Genomic DNA, 19,659 nt, shown 5'->3' on the forward strand with positions numbered 1-19,659 from the left:
GCCACACCGTTCCGGAACGTTAAACCCGAAATTCAGTACCTGGGAGACGCGAGCTGCGCGGCGTGTCACAGTAAAATCTGCGCGTCGTATCACGCGCACCCGATGGGCCGGTCCGCTGCTCCCGTCGAAAGCGCCACGCCGATCGAGAAATACGACGGTGCGGCCAACAACCCGTTCCGGTCCGGGGGGTACCAACTGCGCGTGAGCCGCGGCAGTGGCGGCGTGGTTCACCACGTGGCGGCAAACGACGCGGCCGGGAACCCGCTCCCGGAATACACCGTCCCGGCGAACCTCGTAATCGGCTCGGGCACGCGCGGGCGCTCCTATCTCTCCACGGAATCGGGAGTGGTGTGGCAATCACCCGTGAGTTGGTTCTCGCCGGACTCGCGCTGGGACCTCTCTCCGGGCTTCGATCTCGGGAACGGCGGGCGCCGGCCGATCAGCCCCGGGTGCCTGTTCTGCCACGTCGATCGGGTCGAACCGGTTCCGCAAGCGCTGAACCGTTACCGCCCCCCGCTCCTCCCGCTCCAAGCGGCGATCGGCTGCGAACGGTGCCACGGCCCCGGTGAGTTACACGTCACGGAGCGGAAAAACGGGCTCGTGCCCGAAGGTATCGACACGTCAATTGTTAACCCGAAACACCTGTCGCCCGAATTGCGCGCGTCGGTGTGCGCGCAGTGCCACCTTCAGGGCGAGGAGCGGATCCCGCGGCGGGGGCGCGAGGTGTTCGAGTTCCGCCCCGGGTTGCCGTTCGAGCAGTTCGTAACGGTTTTCGTTCGGCCCCCCGACGGCGCGAACGCGAACCGGTCGGTGGGTCAGTTCGAGCAGTTGGAACAGAGCCGGTGCTTCGCCGCGAGTGCCGGGCAATTGGGATGCACGAACTGCCACGACCCGCACAGAACCCCGCCCCCCGCCGAGCGCGAACCGTTCTATCGCGACCGGTGCAACAGTTGCCACGCGCGGAGGGACTGTTCCGCCCCCCAAGCGGACCGCCAAAGTCGGCAGGACAATTGCGTCGCGTGCCACATGCCCCGGACGGGGAGCGCGAACATTCCCCACACAAGCGTCACCGATCACCGGATCTTGCGGCGCCCGACGCAGCCCCCTGTGATTAAGCGCCCGCCCGCGGGCGGATTGCCCCTGGTCGCGTTCCAGACGGGCCGCGACGGGCCAACAAAAGAGGAGCGCGAGCGCGACCTCGGTATCGCGCTCGCGTGGGCGACTGTGAAACTACCGGCCGGCCCCGGGAGCCCCCAACGCGCGATCGCGGCCATCGCGCGGGACCGACTCGAGGGCTCTCTGGGCACCTGGCACGGCGACGCCGATGCCTGGCTCGCCCTGAGTTTCGCGCGGGCCGCCGGGGGCGACGCGGAAAAGCGATTCGCCGCAGCGACCCGCGCGACTCAACTCGCCCCCGGCTCCGATGCCGCGCTCGCAGAATTAGTCGAAGCGGCCCTGGCCGTGCGGAAGGACGAACTCGCGGAGGAGGCCGCGGCGAGTTGGGTGCGACTGAACCCGACGAGCGTTGAACCCCACCTCGCCCGCGCAACGGTGTTCTCGCGGCGCGGGCAGTGGGGCAAAGCCGAAGCCGAAGCACGAGCGGCCCTTGGCATCCAGCCCCTCCATCCGGAAGCGCGCCTCTACTTGGCACTGTGCCGCCACCGCCTCGGGGACGCGGCGGGCGGCCGGAAAGAAGCGGATACCGCGATCGGGCTCGCCACCGCCCCGCAGCAGCGCGATAGAATGTCGGACTGGTACCTCCGACAAACGCGCTAAGTGCCCGGGCCGCGATCGACCGCGAACGGATTTCGACCTGTCGAGTCCGAGAATGTCCGGCGGCACGAACGCGGACACAAAAAACGTTCCACACCATGTCCGCACGCACGAGCCCGTGAGCGGCCCGGAACCGGCCGGTACCGTATCGCGAACTTGAAATGTGTGTGTTTGTATTGAAGGGCACTGGGCAATTTATGCTTGCGACACCGCGCGGGCGCGTGGGACTCACCATTGTTCTTGTGCTCCTCGCCGCGATCGGGCTCGCGTGGGCAACGGGCGCTGGTTGGTGGAAGAAAGCACCGGACCCGCTGTCCGCGGACCAACCGAACGACGCGCTCCCTGCGGACATTGAGGCCCAAGTTCACGGCTTTTGTGCGGCCTGTCACCAGTACCCTGCTCCCGACACCTTTCCCCGCGCGCACTGGCGGGCCGAGGTCGAGCGCGGGTACCGATTCTTTGAAAAATCGCGACTCCCGTTGAAGCCCCCGCACCTCGAGCACGCGGTGCGCTACTACGAGGACCGGGCGCCGGCCGACTACCCGGCCCCGCCGGGCGCGCCCGCGTCCGGTCCGGCCCCGAAGTTTGAACAGGTGAGTTTCCCTCCCCCGCCCGGCTCAAAAACCTGGATCTCACACGTCCAGGCGGTCCGGTTGCCGCCACCCGGCGTGGTCGATCCCGCGGCAATCGCGCGCGAACCGTTCACACTCGTCGCCTGCGATATGGAAGGGGGGCGGGTTCTCGCGCTGCGCCCGACCGACCCGGCCCCGGCGTGGAAGACGCTGGCAACGGTGCGCAACCCCGCCCGCGTTGAGGTCGTCGATCTCGACCGGGACGGGGTCACCGACCTTCTCGTCGCCGATCTCGGCAGTTTTCTCCCCACGGACCGGCTGCTCGGCAGCCTGGTCTGGTTGCGCGGCAAGCGGGACGGCTCATACGAGCCGATTCCCCTGCTCTCTTACACCGGTCGCGTGGCCGACGTCAGGGCCGCGGAATTTTGTGGGAGCGGGAAATTGGACTTGGTCGTCGCCGTGTTCGGCCTCCACGACACCGGCGAAATCCTGCTCCTCAAGAACCAGACGACGGACTGGAGCAAGCCACAGTTCGAGCGCCGCGTACTCGACCCCCGTCACGGAACGATTCACGTCCCCGTCGCGGACCTCAACGGCGACGGCAAACCGGATTTCGTTGCGCTGATTTCTCAGGAGCACGAAACGGTGGTCGCGTTTCTGAACGAGGGCGGCGGCACCTTCCGCAAAAAAATTCTCTACACCGCCCCGCACCCCGGGTGGGGGAGCAGCGGGATCGAACTGACCGACGTGAACGCCGACGGGCGCCTCGACGTCCTGTACACGAACGGAGACATTCTCGATGAGCCGCACCTGTGGAAACCGTTCCACGGGGTCCAGTGGCTCGAAAACAAGGGCGATCTGGACTTTGAATACCACCGCGTCGCGGACATGTTTGGCGCCCACCGGGCGGTCGCGGCGCGGATCACCGGCGGAAAACTCCCGGACCTTCTCGCGGTCAGTTTTTTGCCGGTCGCGAAATTCCCGGACCGGGACCGGCGCCGACCGGACGCGATCACGTTGTTTGAACAAGTCGCACCGGGAAAGTTCGTTAGACACCCCCTAGCAATAGGTGCGTGTGACGCCGTGGTGTGTTGCGCTGCGGACGTGTACGGGACCGGGCGTCCCGATCTCGTGATCGGTAATTTTGGCGCGCCAAACACCGACGCCCCCGTCACAATTTGGAAGAACATGGGAAAGTGACGCGATCGCTAAAATCCGATGATTGCCGTTGAGAACCAACTCAGCGCGTTTAATAGGCCCGCGCACGGACCCAGCGGGTCATCATTTGGCTTTTCGGCGTTAGGATTTGGAGCCCGATGCCCAACAGTGCAATCGCATACGATCACCGCGGTTGGCCCGCCGTGAAAGCGAGTTCCCCTTTTACCCCTCGTCTCGCAAATCCTCCGAGCCAAGAACCAAATCCGCTGGGTCCGCATAATCCTGAACGCGCCACCCTGTAGTTCTCACCCTCAGTGCCCTGTTATTCTGATTACGATAGACGGCACTTCATAACTCTCCGAGGTCATCTCGTGTCCGAACGAAGTAACTCACACTTGAGGTCGCGCGCGACCATAGTGGGGATTTTCGCTGTCAGCGTTCTAATTGCGGTAGCCCTTGTCGCCATTCCCGCGTGCTCTTCTCCCCCTCCCTCGACCGCCACTGCACCGGCGCGGGACGAAGAGGAAGCCCCCGGTCCGCCGCCGTTCGCCGACGTGACCGCGACCTGCGGGATCGGGTTCACGTACCGCAACGGGGAGGAGGCCGGGAACTTCGCCATCATCGAATCTCTCGGGGGCGGGGTGGCGCTCATCGACTTCGACGGCGACGGTCTCCTGGACGTGTTCCTACCGGCCGGCGGACATTACGAGGGGAAACAGGTGCTCGGCCACCCGTGCAAACTGTACCGCAACCTCGGGGGGTTCAAGTTCGCGGACGCGACCGCCGGCGCGGGTCTCGATAAAGTCGCGTTCCAGTACAGCCACGGCGCCGCCGCGTTCGACTACGACCGCGACGGGTGGACCGACCTGCTCGTCACCGGGTACAACCGGCTCGTGCTCCTTCACAACGAGCCCAACCCGGCCGGGGGCCGGCGGTTCGTCGATGTCACCCCGAAGTCCGGGCTGAGTGACGCGCTGTGGTCCACGTCGGCCGCGTGGGGCGACCTGGACGGGGACGGGTACCCCGAGGTCTACGTGTGCCACTACGGGAACTGGGGCTTCGAGACCAACCACCCCACCGACTGCACCTACAACGGCAAAACCCGGGACGTGTGCCAGCCGGCCAAGTTCAAGCCGCTCCCGCACACGATCTACCAGAACAATCGCGACGGCACCTTCACCGACGTGACGCCGAAACTGAAGCTGCGCAAGGACGGCAAGGGGATCGGCGCCCTGCTCGTGGACGTGAACAACGACGCGCGCCCGGACATCTACGCGGCCAACGACACGGACGACAACTTCCTCTACGTGAACCGCGGTAAGCCCGGCGAACTGGTACTCGAGGAGATGGGACTGTTCGCCGGGGTCGCGCGCGACGACCGGGGGATCGCGAACGGGAGCATGGGGCTCGGCGCGAGCGACTACGACCGCACCGGGCGCGCCTCGATCTTCGTGACCAACTACGAGAACGAGCTGCCCGCGCTCTACAAGAACCAGAGCACCGACCGCCAGGTGCGGTTCCTGCACAACACGGTCCCGAGCGGCATCGGCGCCATCGGGGGCAATTACGTGAGTTGGGGCACGGGGTTCTCCGACTTCGACCTCGACGGCTGGGAAGACATCATGATCGTCAGCGGGCACGCGATCCGGTTCCCGACGAAGATCGACCGGCGCCAGAAGCCGGTCCTGTTGAGCAACCAGAACGGAAAATTCAAACCGCTCGCGACCGCCGGGTGGCCCTACCTCCGCGACCCGCACAACGCCCGCGGCATCGCGCTCGGGGATCTCGACAACGACGGCAAGATCGACGCCGTGGTGAGCCACCTGAACGAACCGGTTGCGGTGCTGCAGAACGTGACGCCGACCGACGGCCGGCACTGGATCGGCATCAACCTGGTCGGCGCGAAGAACGCCAACAGCGTGGGCGCCCGCGTCGTGATCGAAACGGCCGGAGGGAAGCAGACGAAGTTCGCCCGGGGGGGCGGCAGTTACGGCACCACGAACGACCCGCGCCTGCACGCCGGTCTGGGCGCGGACACCAAAATCAACAAGGCCACCGTTTACTGGCCGTCTGGTAAGGTCGAGGAGATCGCCGGCCTGGAACCGGACGCCTACTGGACCGTTACCGAGGGCGGGCCGAAGCCCGAGAAAGCGGCCGCAAAACCGTAAAGTTCGTTCCGAAGGCTGCGGGGCGCAATCACAACTCGCGCCCCGCAGAACCAGCCTCAGCGCACGTCGGCGAAGTTCGGTGCCACCATAATCTCGGCCGCCCATCCAATAATCAAACAACGAACGGTCGCGTCTACTCATAACGGGCGCGATTCCGACCCCGAGCCGTCTCCACATCTCGAAACCGTTCACGTGCTGCCCCGGGCAGCTTTCAGAGCGACCGAGCAATTCCACGTGTTTTGAGCCGCACCTGGAGCGCGCTGACCCTAGTTTGTAAAACCCAAATCCGTGCGAACGGCTCCCGTCGGTTGCGAATTTTCAGCTCGTGAGGGAACTGGAGGATGAGAAACGGTCTCAAAATGACGGAAGTTGAGGTGACGCGAGGTTCCGGGGCGTGCGGCCCCCGCGCGTGAGCTAGAGTCGGAAGGGGCGGTGCGAGTTATCGGCACGCACGGACCCGCGAACCCGCCAAGTACCGAGTCGCCGTATGCCTTGCCGGATCGAACTATCCTCAGTGCCCCCGGCCCCCGCGGGTTCCGGTGTGTTCGCGGCCGCGTTCGCCGGCTCGTACTCCGTCGGATTGGCACTGAGTCTCACGGTTCTCGTCCCGGCCCTGCTCGTTACGATCGCGCTGCGGGTCCGCCGCAAGCGCCGGGCCGCTCCCCCCATTCCCGTTCTCGTTCCGGCCCCGATCGCGCCCTCAGCATTCCAAGCCCGGCCCGAATCGGACGGGGTCTTCCGACTCCTGTTCGAGAACCACCCGGCGCCCGCGTGGGTGTTCGACGAGGACACGCTCCGGTTCGTCGCGGTGAACGACGCCGTGCTCCGGCGCTACGGGTACACGCGCGAGCGGTTCCTCGGGCTCACGATCCGCGACGTGTGCCCGGAAGCGGACGCGGACCGGCTCACCGGTACCCCGGGAACGCTTCAGTGGCGCCACCGGATCTCGTCGGGCGCCCTCATCGCGATCGAAGTGACCTCGCACCGCATCCCGACCGAGGGGCGGTTACTGCGATTGATCGTGGCCAGCGACGCCACGGACCGCCGGAAAGCGGAAGGCGCCCTGAAAGAGCGCGACGAACTGCTACAGGACGTGCTCACCAACGTGCCGTGTGCGGTGTCCTGGAAGGACCGCGCGTCCATTTACATCGGGTGCAACGACCAGGCCGCGCGCGACCACGGGCTGAGCGTGCCGGGCGAGGTGATCGGCCAAACGGACTACGACCTCGCGCGCGTTTCCGAGGAGGCCGAGAGCGTCCGCGCCAGCGACCTGCGGGTCATCGAGTCCGGCGCCCCGCTGCTCGACGTGGAAGAGACCCGCACGCTCGCGACCGGGGCGAAGGCGACGTTCCTGACGAACCGCGTCCCGCTCCGCGACTCGGGCGGGCGCGTGGTAGGCGTCGTCGGCGTGGCGCAGAACGTGACCGAGCGCAAGCGCCTGGAGGACGAGCTGCGGCACTCGCAAAAGATGGAGGCGGTGGGCCGGCTCGCCGGGGGCGTCGCGCACGACTTCAACAACCTGCTCACGATCGTGACCGGGAGCGTTCACCTCATCCGGTCGCTGCCGCCCGGCGACACCTCGGTCGGCACCTACGTCGACGAGATCCAGGCCGCGGTCGATCGCGCCACGGCGCTCACGCGCCAGCTCCTCGCGTTCAGCCGCAAGCAGCCCTCGCGCCCGGAAGTGCTCGACTTGAACGAGGTCGTCACGGGCCTGGCGAGCCTCCTGCGCCGGCTCCTCGGGAACCGCGTCACGGTGCGAACCGAACTCGACGCCGAGTCGGTCCGCGTCCGGGCCGACCGCGGGCACCTGGAACAGATCCTCATGAACCTCGCGGTGAACGCGCGCGACGCGATGCCCAATGGGGGCGCGCTGACCATCGCGACCGCACCCGACCTCGCGAGCCAGCTCGCCCGGCTCACCGTCACCGATACCGGGACGGGCATGACGGACGAGGTGAAGGCCAAAATCTTCGAGCCGTTCTTCACCACAAAGGAAATCGGTAAGGGAACCGGACTGGGGTTGGCCACGGTTCACGGCATCGTCCAGCAGGCCGGGGGCGGGATCGAGGTCACGTCCGTACTGGGTACCGGGACGACGTTCTCGATCCGGTTCCCCTGGTGCGCGGCACCGACGCCCCCGCCGTCCGGTTCGCTCACCCCGCTAGCCCCGTTCGCCGCCCGCGCCGGGCGCTCGGTGCTGCTCGTCGAGGACGAAGAGCGGGTCCGCAAACTGGTGCGCGGAACGCTGGAGGGTTGGGGCTACGCGGTCACCGAGGCGGACCGGGCAGAAGAGGCCCTGGCGCTGCTCGCGGTCGACCGCGAGTTCGAGCTCCTCGTTACGGACCTCGTGATGCCGGGGATGGACGGGCGCGAGCTGGCGGCCCGCGTGCGCGCGGAGCGCCCCAATACCGCTATCGTCTTTATCTCCGGGTACGTCCCGGACATCAAACGCCTCGACGGGTTCTCCGACGGCGTGTTCCTGCCCAAACCGTTCACCCCGTTCGACCTGCTCCGGTGCGCGGAGCGGGCCCTGCGCCAGCGGAAAGCGGACGGCGCGCGCCCCCCGAGTGTGCCCCCCGTGCCGGCTCCCGGCTCCCCCGTCGGAGCGCAGGACCTATGACGCGCCGCGTGCTGCTCGTGACCGAAGACCCCGGCGCGCACCTCGCGCTGCGGGACACGTTCGCCCCGCTCGCGGCGGAGTGGGACGCGGAGTTCTCCCGCGGCGGCCCCGAAGCCCTGAACCACTTGAACCGCCCGGCCTACGACGCGCTCGTCGCCGACGCCCACCTCCCCGCCAACGGGTGCGCGGAACTGCTCACCGAGGCCCGGCGCCGGCACCCGCCGATGGTGCGCATCGTGCTCGCGGCCCCGGGCCGGATGGAGGTGATCGGGCTCGTCACGCTCGCGCACCGGATGCTGCCCAAAATGTGCCCGCCGGCCGAGCTGATCGGCGCGATCCAGCGGGCGCACTCCCTGCGCGAACTGCTCGGCAGCCCGTCCCTTGCGGCCCTCGTCGGCCGGCTCGCGAGCGTCCCGGCGCTGTCCGCGGTGTACACCCGGATCGCGGAAGAACTCGCGTTCCCGGACTTCTCGCTCGCGGCCGTGGGCGGGTTGGTGTCGCAAGACGTCGGGATCGCAGCCAAGTTGCTCCAGATGGCCAATTCCGCGCTCGTCGGGCTGCGCAAACCGGCTTCGACGCCGTCCCAGGCGGTGCGCATTCTGGGCGCGGACCTGACGCGCACGCTGGTCCTGGCGGTGGACCTGTTCTCGCGCTACAACCCGCACGCGCTCAAGCCGTTCTCGATCGAGGCGCTGTGGGACCGCAGCCAGGCGGTCGGGGAGCTTGCGGCGACCATCGCCGCGACCGAGCGCGCCGAGGAGCACGTGGTGCGCGAGTCCGCTCTGGCGGGGCTGTTCCTCGACATCGGCCGCCTCACGCTCGCGAGCCAGCTCACCGGGCCGTACAAGGAAATTCTGGCGCTGATGCGCAAAGAGAACCTGGAAGCGGCCGAGGCCGAGCGCCGGGTGCTGGGTACCTCGCACGCCGAGGTCGGGGCGTACCTCCTCGGGCTCTGGGGGATGCCCGACGGCCTGGTCGAAGCGGTCGCGTGGCACCACAACCCGGCCGGGTGCCCGGGCAGCGTGTTCACCCCACTCACCGCCGTTCACGCCGCCGACACGATCCTCACGGAAGGCGTAAAAGCTGCCCCTGATTGGGCCTACCTCGCGCGGCTCGGTCTCACAGAACGGTACGCGACGTGGCGGAAGATGTGGCAGGATCGCAGTAAGCGCGACGAGCGGGAGGTTTGAAAGAGGATCGCACGCGGTCGTGTGCCCGATTCTCTTTGGGGACGCAGGTACCTGCCCGGTTACGAAGTGGAAGCGGGCGCAGTGCGCGCAACAGCAACGCGCACGGCTCCGCTCACGTGGGGCGGTTCACGCGGTGCAGAAAGGCCAGGATCGCGGCCACCGCGCGGTACACTTCGGGCGGGATCTCCTGATCGAGATTCAGCCGACTCAAGACCTGCACGAGCGTCGGGTCCGCGCGCACCGGGACCGCGTTCTTGCGCGCCAGCGCGAGGATCTGCTCCGCGGTGCGCCCCTTCCCCTTCGCGACGACGGTGGGGGCCTTGTCTCGCGCCGGGTCGTAGCGGAGCGCGACCGCGCGCTTCTGTTTCGGTTTCTCGGCCATATCACACTTTCACGTCCAGTAGGGAAGCGAAGGCCGCCGGGCGCCCGGCGGTCATGGCGGAGGACTGCTGACGGGTGCGGGCGGGCAGGTCGGCGGTCGAGCGCACGTCGAGGAACACTTCACCGAACCCCTCGGTCCGCAGTTCCGAATGCAGTTCGGGTAGCGCGGCGCTCACGCGCTCGCGCACCGCGGCGCGGTCGATGAAGATCGCGGCGCGGAAACTGTCGCCGGCCAATCCCGCGTCGATCCACGTCTCGCCCAACTCGCTCAGCGGGACGTGCATGAGCATCCGGAAGCGGCCGGGGCGCTCGGGATCGTTGCCGCGGTCCGGTTGCTCCTCCGGCTCGACGGACAGGTGGAGCGTGCGCCACTGGTCGCGATCCGGGAACGGAACCTGAAGCACATACGGCGTCCCGGTCGCCTGCGCGAGTGTTTGGGTCGCCTGTTGTGACTCGATCCCGTCGAGTGTGGCTTTTGCGGCCGGAATCTGCGACGCGACGCCCAACTCGCGCGCCGTCTGGAGCAACCGCAGCAGATCGCCCTTGAGGTCCGCCTTCAGTTCGTGTGCGACGTCGGGTTTCGGCGCCGGTCCGTTCGCCGGCGCGGGATCTTTTGTAGGCGATTGCTCGTTCTTGAGAGCGGAGTGTTTTGCGGCACTGGCGGCACCCGCCGGGTCCGAACTCGCGGGGTCCGGGGCGACCAGCCGCGCGAGCTTCGCTTCAAACTGAATCCCGCCGTTCTCAACGAGGCTTTGGAGCTCGGTCGCGTTCAACACACGCGGCGAACTCGGGACGATAGTTTTTATTGTGTCGCTCACCGCGATCGCGGCCTCGCGCACGCGGGCGGGAACGACCGCCGCGGGTTCGCCCTTCCCCGACTGCGGCTGCGACTCGATCAGTGTCTTTAGCTCGGCCTGGAGCGGTTTCAGGTTCGAGGCGAGGTCGGGCGCGGGTGTCGCGCGAATGATCGCCGTCGCGATTTCCGTGGGCAGCGCGGGGGTTTCGGCCGGAGCTTTGAGCACGATTCCCTTCGTCGTCGTACTCACTTCCAAAACGAACCGGCCCGGTACGAGGGGGTCGCGCGTCGTCGCAGTCTGCTCCTGCCCCTCGATCTGCACGAGCACGCGACCATCGGGAAGCGCCGCGGTCACGTCCACGACTTTGAGTTGCGTCGATCCCGTTGGAATGTTGAGCGGCGCCAGCGGTTTCGGTTCGCGCGTTGGCGCCGCTGCAATTTCCAGTGTTCCGTTGCCGGCTTTCGGCACCCGCACGAATAGTACCGATCCGGCCTGAAGTCCGACCGACGGGCTGACCGTGAGGGACTGCCCGTTGACGTTCAAAACCGCGTCGCGCGGGTTCACCTGAGTAACGGTCGCTTGCAAGAGCGAGCCGAGCGGGACCGCCGTAAGACTCCCGGCCAAAATGCGCAGATTCGCAGCGGACGCCGCTTGCGCCGGTGGTGGAGGGGGGAGCACGATCTCGGTCGCGTTGATCTGCATAAACTCTACTTTAGCCCATCTTGCGCGATTTTGCCGAATTCGTTCAAATCGCCGGTACAGCCCGCACTACCGGCGCGATTGGTTCAAGTTTCCGCGCAAATCTTCCGACTTATCAACCACATGGAAACAAACTTACCCGGCCTGAGCACGCTGGCGCAGGTGCTCGATACGAGCGCTCTGCGGCACCGCGTCATCGCACAAAACGTGGCGAACGTGAACACGCCCGGCTACCGCCGGCAAACGGTCGCGTTCGAATCGGACCTCGCACGAGCCCTGGCCTCGCCCACGAGCGACGCGCCGGTGCGGTCGCGCATCGTGACGGCCGACGGCCCGGAGCGGGCCGACGGCAACACGGTGGACATCGACCGCGAGATGAACGACATGACCAAGAACGCCCTACTGTACCAGGCCGCGACCCAGATCATGGCGAGCCGCGTCGCGTCGCTGCGGGCCGCGATCGCCGGCCGCTAACGCGGAAACGAGGAACCCAGATGCCCTTCAACGACCTATTTTCGGCCTCGGTCATCAGCAGCTCCGGCATGTCGGCCGAGCGGCTGCGGATGGAAGTGGTCGCGAACAACATCGCGAACGCGAACGCCACCCGGTCCGCGAACGGCGGCCCGTACCGCCGGCAGGACGTGGTGTTCGCCGAGGTGCTCGGCGCCGCCCACCGCGGCACCGGGCCGGACATGCGCGGGGTGGAAGCGGTCGAGCTGATCGAGGACCAGAGCGAACTGCCCCGCGTGTACCAGCCCGGGCACCCGGACGCGGACGCCGAGGGCTTCGTGCGGATGCCCAACGTTCAGCTCCCGATCGAAATGGTCAACCTGTTAACCGCGTCGCGGGCGTATGAAGCGAACCTGCGCACGGCCCAAACGTTCCGCCAAATGAACGAGCAGGCCCTCGCGCTGCTCCGGGGGTAAGCCATGCCAGTCGATTCCATCGCGACCGTCGGCCCGCTCACGCGGCTCCAACCGCTCGTCGCCCCGCAAATGCCGGCCGAGGCGCCGTCCTCGGTCCCGTTCGCGGGCGTGCTGAACGGCGTCCTCGCGGGCAACGCCCAGGCCCAGGTCACCGCCGATAACGCCGTGCGCGACCTCGCGAACGGCAACGCGCAAGACCTCCACACGGTCAGCCTCGCGGTCGCGCAGGCCGACATCTCGTTCCGGCTGATCCTGGAGCTGCGGAACCGGCTCGCGGACGCGCTCCAAGAAGTGACCCGTATGCAGGTGTAGTGCGGGTGGTTCGTCGGGCGGGCGGAGCCCGCCCGGCGCGAACGGTGGCCGGGCCGGACCTCAAGACCAGACTCGATCGGGTGACGCATGGAACCTTTGAACCGCCTTCTGGCCCAGACCCGCGCGTACTGGGCGGGGCTGAGCGCCGGGCGCCGAACGGGCGCGGTAATCGGCGCGCTCGGTATCGTGATCGCGCTCGCGGCCGTTGCGTACCTCTCGCCGGGCGCGCACTACGTGCCGCTCTCGCAGGCCCCGCTCCCGGCGGAAGAAGTCGCGGCGATGCGCGCCAAGCTCACCGCGGACAACATCACCAACCGCCTCGCGAACGGCGGCACGAGCCTCGAGGTCCCGGAAGAACGGTACCCCGAGGCCGTCGTCTCGCTCGCCGCGGGCGGCATCCCGGCGCGCGGCGGGAAGGGCTACGAGCTGTTCGACGAAACGTCACTCATGACGACGCCGTTCGTCCAGAGCGTGAACTACCAGCGGGCGCTCCAGGCCGAACTCGCGCGCTCGATCATGCAGATGGAAGCGGTGCAGTCGGCCCGGGTCATCATCGCGAAGCCGGACCCGTCGCCGTTCGTCCGCGACCAGAAGCAACCGACCGCCAGCGTGGTCATCAAGCTGAAACCGCGGGCGCGCATGGCCCCGGCGACCGCGTCCGGCATCGTGTCCCTTGTGGCGCACAGTATCGAAGGGTTGCGCCCGGAAAACGTTACGGTCATGGAAACGGGCGGCCGGCTCCTCTCGGACCCACACGCGGCCGAGCGCGGGAACCTGCCCACCCCGCAACTCGAGTACCTGGAGCGGCTCGAGACGTATCTGTCGACAAAAGCCGAGGAAATGCTGGCAAAAACCCTAGGGCCGGGGCGGGCCGTCATCCGGGTCAGTGCGGACGTCAACTTCCAGAAAATCAAAGAGCGGTTGAAAACTTATTCGCCAGATGGGAGAGTAGCGTTAGCTGAACGGACGGCGAACTCGACGAGCTCTGGTGGAACGGCCCGCGGACCCGCAGGGGCCGTCAGCAACGTGGCCCGTGCCGGCGGCGTGCCTTCCAGCTCGGGCGGCGGTAGTGGTACGGCTAAAGAAGAGGTGATTCAGACCGATTACCTCGTGTCCGAAACGATTCGTGACATTGAGGACGGCGCCGGGGCCGTGACGCGACTGAGTGTCGCCGCGATCGTGGATCTGGCCCCCCAGGGCGAGGGTCAGACGGTCATCAGCGCGACGGATGCCGAAGAAATCATTAAACAGGCTGTCGGGTTCCGCGTCGGTCGCGATAATGTTACACTGGCGCGGGCGCCGCTCAGCGGACCGGGTGTGGCCGAGCCGGACGACACGCTGGTCAAGCTCCAGCGGTTCCAGACGTATATCAGTCTGGCCCGGAACCTCAGCGTCGCCGTGGCGACCGTTTTGGCGGTCCTTGTGGCCGGGTTGCTCGTCCTCCGCCGGCGCAGGGTGCCGGTCGCAACCGATGCCGCAACGAACCCCGAAACCGCGGCTGCCGCGGCCGCCGAAGAAGCTCGGGTGAAAGAAGAACGCCGAAACGCGGAACTCGGGCGGTTCCAAGAACTGGCCCGAAGCAAGCCCGGCGATGTGGCCAACGTGTTCCGTCTGTTGATCGGCGAACCCGCCGTGTGACGACGATCCTGCCTTGACTGCTGTAGACGTGGCTCCTACTGGTGCTATGGATGGCCAACGTTCCTGGAGAAGATGTCGCGGTCCTGTTACTGCGCGTCCTGCCCGCAGACCTCGCCGAGAATGTTCTCGGTCAGATGGGTGCGGACGAGGAAGCGCGGCTCAGGACCAAACTGCGCGCGGCCCCGGCCGAACCGCCGCCGCCGACCGAGCTCGACGCGGCGCTCGCTCAATTTTTTGATGTCGACCGTATCGTCTCCAGTATTTCAAGGGCGACAAAGGGGAACGAGCCGGCCGAAGAGCCCGGCCCCCCTGTTAACCCGATCGACGAGCTCCGCACGATCCCCGCGGATCAGCTCGCCCGTGCCCTTGACGGCGAGCAGTCCGGCGCGATCGCGATGCTCCTCTCGGCCCTGGACGCGAAAACGACCGGGAACGTCATCCGCCGGTTGCCGGCCGAGATCCGGCCCGAAATCGCTCTGCGTCTCACGAAACCCGGCCCGCGGAACCTGGCCCTCCTGCACCCGCTCGCGAAGGCGGTCCTGGAGAAGATTCGCCGACTCAAGGACGTACCGGCGGAGCCGTCGCAGGACGAGTTGATTCAGAACCTGGCCGACATGCTCCGCACGTTCCCGCGAACGGACCGGACGCCGGTGGTTCTCAAACTCGAAGAGACCGATCCCGAACTGGCCGCTCGAGTTATCGAAAAGCTGTACCGGATCGAAGACATCCTGCGCATCCCCGATCGGCAGGTTCAGATGCTGCTCGGGAAGCTGGACGTGAAGACCGTCGCGGTGGCACTGAAGGGCGCGGCCCCGACGATCCGCCAGAAGGTCACCTCGAACATGTCGAGCCGGTCGAAGTCGGTTCTGGAAGAGGAAAGCGAACTCCTCGGGTCCATTGCCGATTCCGTTGTTCGCGAAGCACAAAGCAGCGTCCTCGGCGCGATCCGCAAGGGCGAAGAGGACGGCCAAATTACGATGGACTGACCTCAAAGTTCACGGATTCCGCATTTTTCACGGCTCCACAGCGCGTTTACCTTCGACAATGGGTAAACGGGCTGTGGAGCCGTTTTGTTATCCCAAACCGCACATATTCCAGAACCCGCTGAACCGTCTATTTCACTGCTGCAATAACTTTCTCGGTTCGGCTCCAATCCGGCCTTCCTACGCTTCCAATTTTGCCGAAAATCCCGATCCGCTCGCCCGCTATTGCGGAACCTGAGCCATTGTGGAATTGTTCACTTTCACCCACGGAATCCCTTGCGGAAATCGCCCCACGAGGGTATCCGCTCGCCGGGGTCTAACCGCACTCGCGCGGGGGTCAAAAGTGAGCCAAGGGGATAATATGCGGTCCACACCGGTCGCCCACCGGGGGAGTAATCCCGGCTCGCACGAGTTCCGCGTCCGGTTCTCCCGGCGCTTGCGAGACGCCCGGATCGTTGAGGCCAAGGAAGAAATCGTTTCCCCGCCCCCGGTCGCCCCGGCGCCCGTTGTCGCACCCGCTACGACGCCCGCACCCCAACCCGCACCCGTTGCCGCAGCACAACCAATCGATTTTTGGACCACGAACGCCGGCCGGGAGATCCAGGCCGATCGCGAGCGCATCGAAGCGGCCCTCACGAACGTGAAGTCCGCCGTCGAGAACATTCGCACCGAGCGCGGCGAGCGCCTCCGCGAGTGGCAGCGGGCCGCGATCGAACTGGCCCTCACCATCGCGACCCGCGTGCTACATGAACAGGTCGAGTCCGGGGCGTTCCCGATCGAGGCCAAGGTGCGCGACATGATCGCGCAGCTCGGTGAAGACGCCGCGGTCACGATCCGGTTGAATCCCGACGACCTCGCACTGCTCAACAAGCGACTGGGCGGCGACTCGCTGCTCCCCGACCAAATCAACCCGCGGCTCGTGCCGGACGCCAACCTCGGCCGCGGGGACTGCCAAGTAGAAGGCCGCGAGTCCATGCTCCTTTCGGACGTGACCCGCGAGCTCGAAGAAATTCGCGACGAACTTTTACGGAGCCTGAAGAATGCTCGGTCTTGATATGCCCGCGATGAACCGAAGCATCGTCCAGACGCCCCTCTACCGCATGGGCGGCCGGCTGAAGAGTGTCACGGGGCTGATGACCTGCAACATCCCCGCCGCGGTCGGCGACCACTGCGCGATCATTCCCCGCGACGGCGACCCCGTCCTGGCCGAAGTGATCGGGTTCGAGAACGACCTCGCCTACCTCGTGCCGTTCGACGCGGCCGAGAACCTCCAGCCCGGCATGCCGGTGCTGCGGAAGGGCAAGGGCCTGATGGTCCCGACCGGGCGCAACCTGCTCGGGCGCGTGATCGACGGCCTGGGGCGCCCGCTCGACGGCAAGGGGCCGATCACGGACTGCCCGCTGCGCCCGGTGAACCGCCCGGCCCCGCCCGCGATGGAGCGCCAGCGGATCCGGGACCCGTTCGTCACCGGGATCCGCGCGATCGACAGCATGCTCACCTGCGGCGGCGGCCAGCGCATCGGGATCTTCGCCGGGTCGGGCGTCGGCAAGAGCACGCTCTTGGGCGAAGTCGCCAACGGGTCGCAGGCCGACGTGAACGTGATCGCCCTCATCGGCGAGCGCGGGCGCGAAGTGGCCCCGTTCCTCGAAGACGTGCTCGGACCGGAGGGCATGGCCCGGTCCGTCGTGATCGTCGCGACGTGCGAGCAGACCCCGCTCATGCGGGTGCGGGCCTCGCAAGCGGCCATCGCCATCGCCGACTACTTCCGGGGCGAGGGCCAGAACGTCCTCTTCGTCATCGACAGCCTGACGCGGCTCGCGATGGCCCAGCGCGAACTCGGGCTCCTGTTGGGCGAGCCCCCCAGCAGCCGCGGGTACACCCCGAGCGTGTTCCAGACCCTCGCGAACACCGTCGAGCGGCTTGGCAACGCGGCCGTCGGCGGGATCACCGCCCTGCTCACCGTCCTCGTGGACGGCGGCGACATGGACGAGCCGATCGCGGACTACGTGCGCGGGCTGGTGGACGGCCACATCGTGCTGGACCGCAAGATCGCGGAGCGCGGGTTCTACCCGGCCATCGACGTCTCGCGGAGCATCAGCCGGGTCGCGACCGACGTCGTGGACCGCGACTTCGCGAAAGCGGCCCGCAAGGTCCGTGCGATCCTCGCGACGCACGCGGAAGTGCTGGACCTGATCCGCATCGGGGCCTACGTCCGCGGGTCGAGCCAGCAGGTCGACAAGGCCATCGAACTCATGCCGCGGGTCGAGAAGTTCCTGAAGCAGGACGTGGGCGAACGGGCCACGTTCGAGGAGACCCGGACCGGCCTGCTCCAGATCGCCGGCGCCTGGCCCTTCTAACCGGCCCGAATTTTCACACGCTCTCGCGGGCACGCGCGGTTCTCCAAACATGTGAGAACCGCGCGTGCCCGCGAGCGTTCGGCCCGGGCGCGTGCTACGCTACATGAAGCACCGGCTCGGGCCGAACGCTCGCACTTGACAAGCTCCCGCCGGTTCGCCATAACCCCGGCACCAACGGAGGTGCCTCGCCGTGAAACGATTCGAGTTCTCACTGGACCGACTGCTTCGCGTCAAGAAGCAGCTCGAACACATCGCCGAACTCGAACAGAAGCGCGCGCAAGAGGCGACCGAGCGCGCCCGCGCCACGCTCCTCGCGCTCCGCGACCAACTGGACCGCATTTCGGACAAGATCTCCGCTTCGGTCGGCCGCGTGATGGCCCCGCAGCAGTGGGCGTCCGCGTCCGACATGGCGGAGCGCGTCGGGGTCTCGATCCGCGCGTCCGAAACGGAAGTCGCGGAGGCCGAACAGCGGCTCCACGCCGCGGCCCAGGAGCGGGCGCAACTTGCCACCGAGGTCGAAGCGCTCTCCACGCTCCGCCGGCAGCAGGTCGAGAAGTGGCAGCAGGAAGCCCAGAAGTCCGACCAGAACCAACTCGACGAACTCATCCAGCAGCGGTGGCAGTCCGCCCAGAACGCGCCGGCGGTGGCGCTGTACCAGGCCGAACCCGCCGCGTAACGACCCGACCCGCGAGCGGAGCCCGACATGAAAAACTTGCTGTTCCTGGGCGTGATCGCCCTCCTCCTGTTCTCGCTCTCGGCCGCGCTGTCGCTGTGGCTGAACCAGTCGCGCCAGCAACAGGAGACCGCGGACAAGGACAAGCCGGAGAAGCCGGCCCTGAAGCCCGGCCCCACCGGGGACAACCCGAAAGACCCGCCCGCCGAGCCGAAGCCGATTTCCAAGCTCCCGCCGTCGGCCACCGGCCCCGACGTGACCTCGCTCGACCAGCAGGCGAAGCTGGAGCGGAAGGCGCTGCAGATCTCGCTCATCCTGCAAGACGTGCAGGCCCAGCGCGAGGCCACCGACGCGCTGCTCCGTCAGGTCACGACGGAACTGAAGACCGCCGCGAAGAGCCCCGAGCCCGATCCGAAGCTCACGGACGACTTGAAGAAGCGGCAGGCCGAGGACCGCGCGAACGAGATCAAGAACTACGAGAAACTCGCCGCCGTGTACGACGCGATGACGCCCGAGGGCGCGGCCCCGATCCTGAAGCAGATGGCCGAATCCGGGACCGGGAAGATGGAGCAAGCCGCCCAGATCCTGGTTCGGATGAAGGAGCGCAACACGGCGCGGCTGATGGAAGCCCTGAACGACGCGCCCCTCGCCGCTCAGCTCATGGACAAGGTGCGCCAGTTGAAGGCGCTCAATGCCGCGAACGCGACCCCGGGTCTGGCTCCCGCACCAACGGCTGGTGGGGCAACGCCCGGTCGCCCCACGCCGTGACGAACCACCCGAATTGAGAGGGCACGATGCCCGACGCGAAGAAACCGAATCCCGTTCGCATCCCCCCCGTGCTGATTGGCGCGGGGGTGCTCATCATCGCTCTCGGCTTCGGCCTTCCCGGGTTCATCTCGTCCCCGACCCCGCTCCCGGACGCCCCGCCGCGGGCCGCGACCGAAGGGGCCGCGGCGTTCGCGCCGCGCCCGGAGTCTCAAGCCGGAACGTCCAAGTCCCCGGCGAGTGTCGGCCTCGGCCTCTTGCAACTCGTGGTCGCGCTCGTGGTGGTGTGCGGACTGTGCGTCATCACCACGCGGTGGATGGGCCGGAAGCCCTCGGCCCCCGCGGACCAGTCGATGCGCGTGATAACCTCGCTCCGCGTCGGTCGGTGTGCGGTCCACCTCGTGCGTGCGGGGGACCGGCGCATGCTGATCGGGACGGACGTCACCGGCGTGAAGGCGCTCGTCGAACTCTCAGGCCCCGAGCCAGAACTCCCGGCCGCAACTCCCACCACCGAAACAACTTCGATCGCACCGGCAGCGTGAGTCGCCGGACCGTATCCACTCCGGGGCTAACATTCGCTAACATTTTCGCCCCGCGGGGCTTCACTAAACCCTCTTTCTTGCCGCAATCTGTTCTCGGAAAAT

At 67.2% G+C, this 19,659-nt stretch carries 17 protein-coding genes; 15 read left to right on the forward strand and 2 right to left on the reverse strand.

What is annotated here, in order from left to right; all coding sequences use genetic code 11:
* Positions 1–102 precede the first annotated feature (102 nt).
* From J8F10_RS37060 to J8F10_RS37080, 5 genes are all read left to right on the forward strand, one after another.
* Positions 103–1,776: a hypothetical protein gene (locus tag J8F10_RS37060; protein WP_210663318.1), complete on the forward strand. Its 1,674-nt coding sequence runs from the start codon at positions 103–105 to the stop codon at positions 1,774–1,776.
* A gap of 194 nt (positions 1,777–1,970) precedes the next feature.
* Complete coding sequence (locus J8F10_RS37065) at positions 1,971–3,545, forward strand: FG-GAP-like repeat-containing protein (RefSeq protein WP_210663320.1); 1,575 nt, start codon at positions 1,971–1,973, stop codon at positions 3,543–3,545.
* Positions 3,546–3,919: 374 nt separating this feature from the next.
* Complete coding sequence (locus tag J8F10_RS37070; RefSeq protein WP_210663322.1) at positions 3,920–5,671, forward strand: CRTAC1 family protein; 1,752 nt, start codon at positions 3,920–3,922, stop codon at positions 5,669–5,671.
* Between the two features lie 487 nt (positions 5,672–6,158).
* Positions 6,159–8,294, forward strand: coding sequence for a hybrid sensor histidine kinase/response regulator (locus J8F10_RS37075; protein WP_210663325.1), 2,136 nt, complete (start codon positions 6,159–6,161; stop codon positions 8,292–8,294).
* Positions 8,291–9,484 carry a response regulator gene (locus J8F10_RS37080; protein ID WP_210663326.1) on the forward strand — a complete coding sequence of 398 codons (1,194 nt, stop codon included), beginning with the start codon at positions 8,291–8,293 and terminating at the stop codon, positions 9,482–9,484. Before J8F10_RS37075 ends, J8F10_RS37080 begins: the two co-directional genes overlap by 4 nt.
* Positions 9,485–9,596: 112 nt before the next feature.
* On the opposite strand, the gene J8F10_RS37085 is transcribed toward J8F10_RS37080, so the two are convergent.
* On the reverse strand, positions 9,597–9,866 hold the full coding sequence (locus tag J8F10_RS37085) for an EscU/YscU/HrcU family type III secretion system export apparatus switch protein (RefSeq protein WP_210663329.1): 270 nt from the start codon (positions 9,864–9,866) through the stop codon (positions 9,597–9,599).
* Between the two features lies 1 nt (position 9,867).
* Positions 9,868–11,364, reverse strand: coding sequence for a flagellar hook-length control protein FliK (gene fliK / locus J8F10_RS37090; protein ID WP_210663331.1), 1,497 nt, complete (start codon positions 11,362–11,364; stop codon positions 9,868–9,870).
* 120 nt (positions 11,365–11,484) lie between these two features.
* Here fliK and J8F10_RS37095 point away from each other — a divergent pair, with 120 nt between their 5' ends.
* The 10 genes from J8F10_RS37095 to J8F10_RS37140 all read left to right on the forward strand — a co-directional run bounded on the left by J8F10_RS37095 (position 11,485) and on the right by J8F10_RS37140 (position 19,557).
* Positions 11,485–11,835: a flagellar basal body rod protein FlgB gene (locus tag J8F10_RS37095; RefSeq protein ID WP_210663332.1), complete on the forward strand. Its 351-nt coding sequence runs from the start codon at positions 11,485–11,487 to the stop codon at positions 11,833–11,835.
* Between the two features lie 20 nt (positions 11,836–11,855).
* Entirely contained in the window at positions 11,856–12,287 is a 432-nt protein-coding gene (gene flgC, locus J8F10_RS37100) for a flagellar basal body rod protein FlgC (protein ID WP_210663334.1), read from the forward strand.
* 3 nt (positions 12,288–12,290) lie between these two features.
* Positions 12,291–12,599: a flagellar hook-basal body complex protein FliE gene (locus J8F10_RS37105; protein WP_210663336.1), complete on the forward strand. Its 309-nt coding sequence runs from the start codon at positions 12,291–12,293 to the stop codon at positions 12,597–12,599.
* An 87-nt stretch (positions 12,600–12,686) separates the two neighbouring features.
* Positions 12,687–14,237: a flagellar basal-body MS-ring/collar protein FliF gene (gene fliF / locus J8F10_RS37110; protein WP_210663338.1), complete on the forward strand. Its 1,551-nt coding sequence runs from the start codon at positions 12,687–12,689 to the stop codon at positions 14,235–14,237.
* Positions 14,238–14,287: 50 nt separating this feature from the next.
* Positions 14,288–15,223, forward strand: coding sequence for a FliG C-terminal domain-containing protein (locus J8F10_RS37115; protein ID WP_210663340.1), 936 nt, complete (start codon positions 14,288–14,290; stop codon positions 15,221–15,223).
* Between the two features lie 358 nt (positions 15,224–15,581).
* A complete protein-coding gene (locus J8F10_RS37120) occupies positions 15,582–16,274 on the forward strand; it encodes a FliH/SctL family protein (protein ID WP_210663342.1) in 693 nt (230 codons plus the stop codon).
* Positions 16,261–17,577: a FliI/YscN family ATPase gene (locus tag J8F10_RS37125; RefSeq protein WP_246524786.1), complete on the forward strand. Its 1,317-nt coding sequence runs from the start codon at positions 16,261–16,263 to the stop codon at positions 17,575–17,577. The genes J8F10_RS37120 and J8F10_RS37125 overlap by 14 nt, the downstream gene beginning before the upstream one ends.
* Positions 17,578–17,767: 190 nt before the next feature.
* A complete protein-coding gene (locus J8F10_RS37130; protein ID WP_210663344.1) occupies positions 17,768–18,253 on the forward strand; it encodes a flagellar FliJ family protein in 486 nt (161 codons plus the stop codon).
* A gap of 27 nt (positions 18,254–18,280) precedes the next feature.
* Positions 18,281–19,018 carry a hypothetical protein gene (locus J8F10_RS37135; RefSeq protein ID WP_210663346.1) on the forward strand — a complete coding sequence of 246 codons (738 nt, stop codon included), beginning with the start codon at positions 18,281–18,283 and terminating at the stop codon, positions 19,016–19,018.
* A gap of 26 nt (positions 19,019–19,044) precedes the next feature.
* Positions 19,045–19,557 (forward strand): flagellar biosynthetic protein FliO, encoded by a 513-nt coding sequence (locus tag J8F10_RS37140; protein ID WP_210663348.1) that lies wholly within the window; start codon positions 19,045–19,047, stop codon positions 19,555–19,557.
* Positions 19,558–19,659 lie beyond the last annotated feature (102 nt).

Source organism: Gemmata palustris, assembly GCF_017939745.1.
Lineage (GTDB): Bacteria > Planctomycetota > Planctomycetia > Gemmatales > Gemmataceae > Gemmata > Gemmata palustris.

What these genes read in the sequence shown, in the direction of transcription:
- J8F10_RS37105 (WP_210663336.1), top strand. Translation starts at nt 12,291, where the DNA reads ATGCCAGTCGATTCCATCGCGACCGTCGGCCCGCTCACGCGGCTCCAA.
- J8F10_RS37140 (WP_210663348.1), top strand. Translation starts at nt 19,045, where the DNA reads ATGCCCGACGCGAAGAAACCGAATCCCGTTCGCATCCCCCCCGTGCTG.
- J8F10_RS37125 (WP_246524786.1), top strand. Translation starts at nt 16,261, where the DNA reads ATGCTCGGTCTTGATATGCCCGCGATGAACCGAAGCATCGTCCAGACG.
- J8F10_RS37075 (WP_210663325.1), top strand. Translation starts at nt 6,159, where the DNA reads ATGCCTTGCCGGATCGAACTATCCTCAGTGCCCCCGGCCCCCGCGGGT.
- J8F10_RS37115 (WP_210663340.1), top strand. Translation starts at nt 14,288, where the DNA reads ATGGCCAACGTTCCTGGAGAAGATGTCGCGGTCCTGTTACTGCGCGTC.
- J8F10_RS37080 (WP_210663326.1), top strand. Translation starts at nt 8,291, where the DNA reads ATGACGCGCCGCGTGCTGCTCGTGACCGAAGACCCCGGCGCGCACCTC.
- fliK (WP_210663331.1), bottom strand. Translation starts at nt 11,364, where the DNA reads ATGCAGATCAACGCGACCGAGATCGTGCTCCCCCCTCCACCACCGGCG.
- flgC (WP_210663334.1), top strand. Translation starts at nt 11,856, where the DNA reads ATGCCCTTCAACGACCTATTTTCGGCCTCGGTCATCAGCAGCTCCGGC.
- J8F10_RS37060 (WP_210663318.1), top strand. Translation starts at nt 103, where the DNA reads ATGGGCCGGTCCGCTGCTCCCGTCGAAAGCGCCACGCCGATCGAGAAA.
- J8F10_RS37095 (WP_210663332.1), top strand. Translation starts at nt 11,485, where the DNA reads ATGGAAACAAACTTACCCGGCCTGAGCACGCTGGCGCAGGTGCTCGAT.
- J8F10_RS37135 (WP_210663346.1), top strand. Translation starts at nt 18,281, where the DNA reads ATGAAAAACTTGCTGTTCCTGGGCGTGATCGCCCTCCTCCTGTTCTCG.
- J8F10_RS37085 (WP_210663329.1), bottom strand. Translation starts at nt 9,866, where the DNA reads ATGGCCGAGAAACCGAAACAGAAGCGCGCGGTCGCGCTCCGCTACGAC.
- J8F10_RS37120 (WP_210663342.1), top strand. Translation starts at nt 15,582, where the DNA reads ATGCGGTCCACACCGGTCGCCCACCGGGGGAGTAATCCCGGCTCGCAC.
- fliF (WP_210663338.1), top strand. Translation starts at nt 12,687, where the DNA reads ATGGAACCTTTGAACCGCCTTCTGGCCCAGACCCGCGCGTACTGGGCG.
- J8F10_RS37065 (WP_210663320.1), top strand. Translation starts at nt 1,971, where the DNA reads ATGCTTGCGACACCGCGCGGGCGCGTGGGACTCACCATTGTTCTTGTG.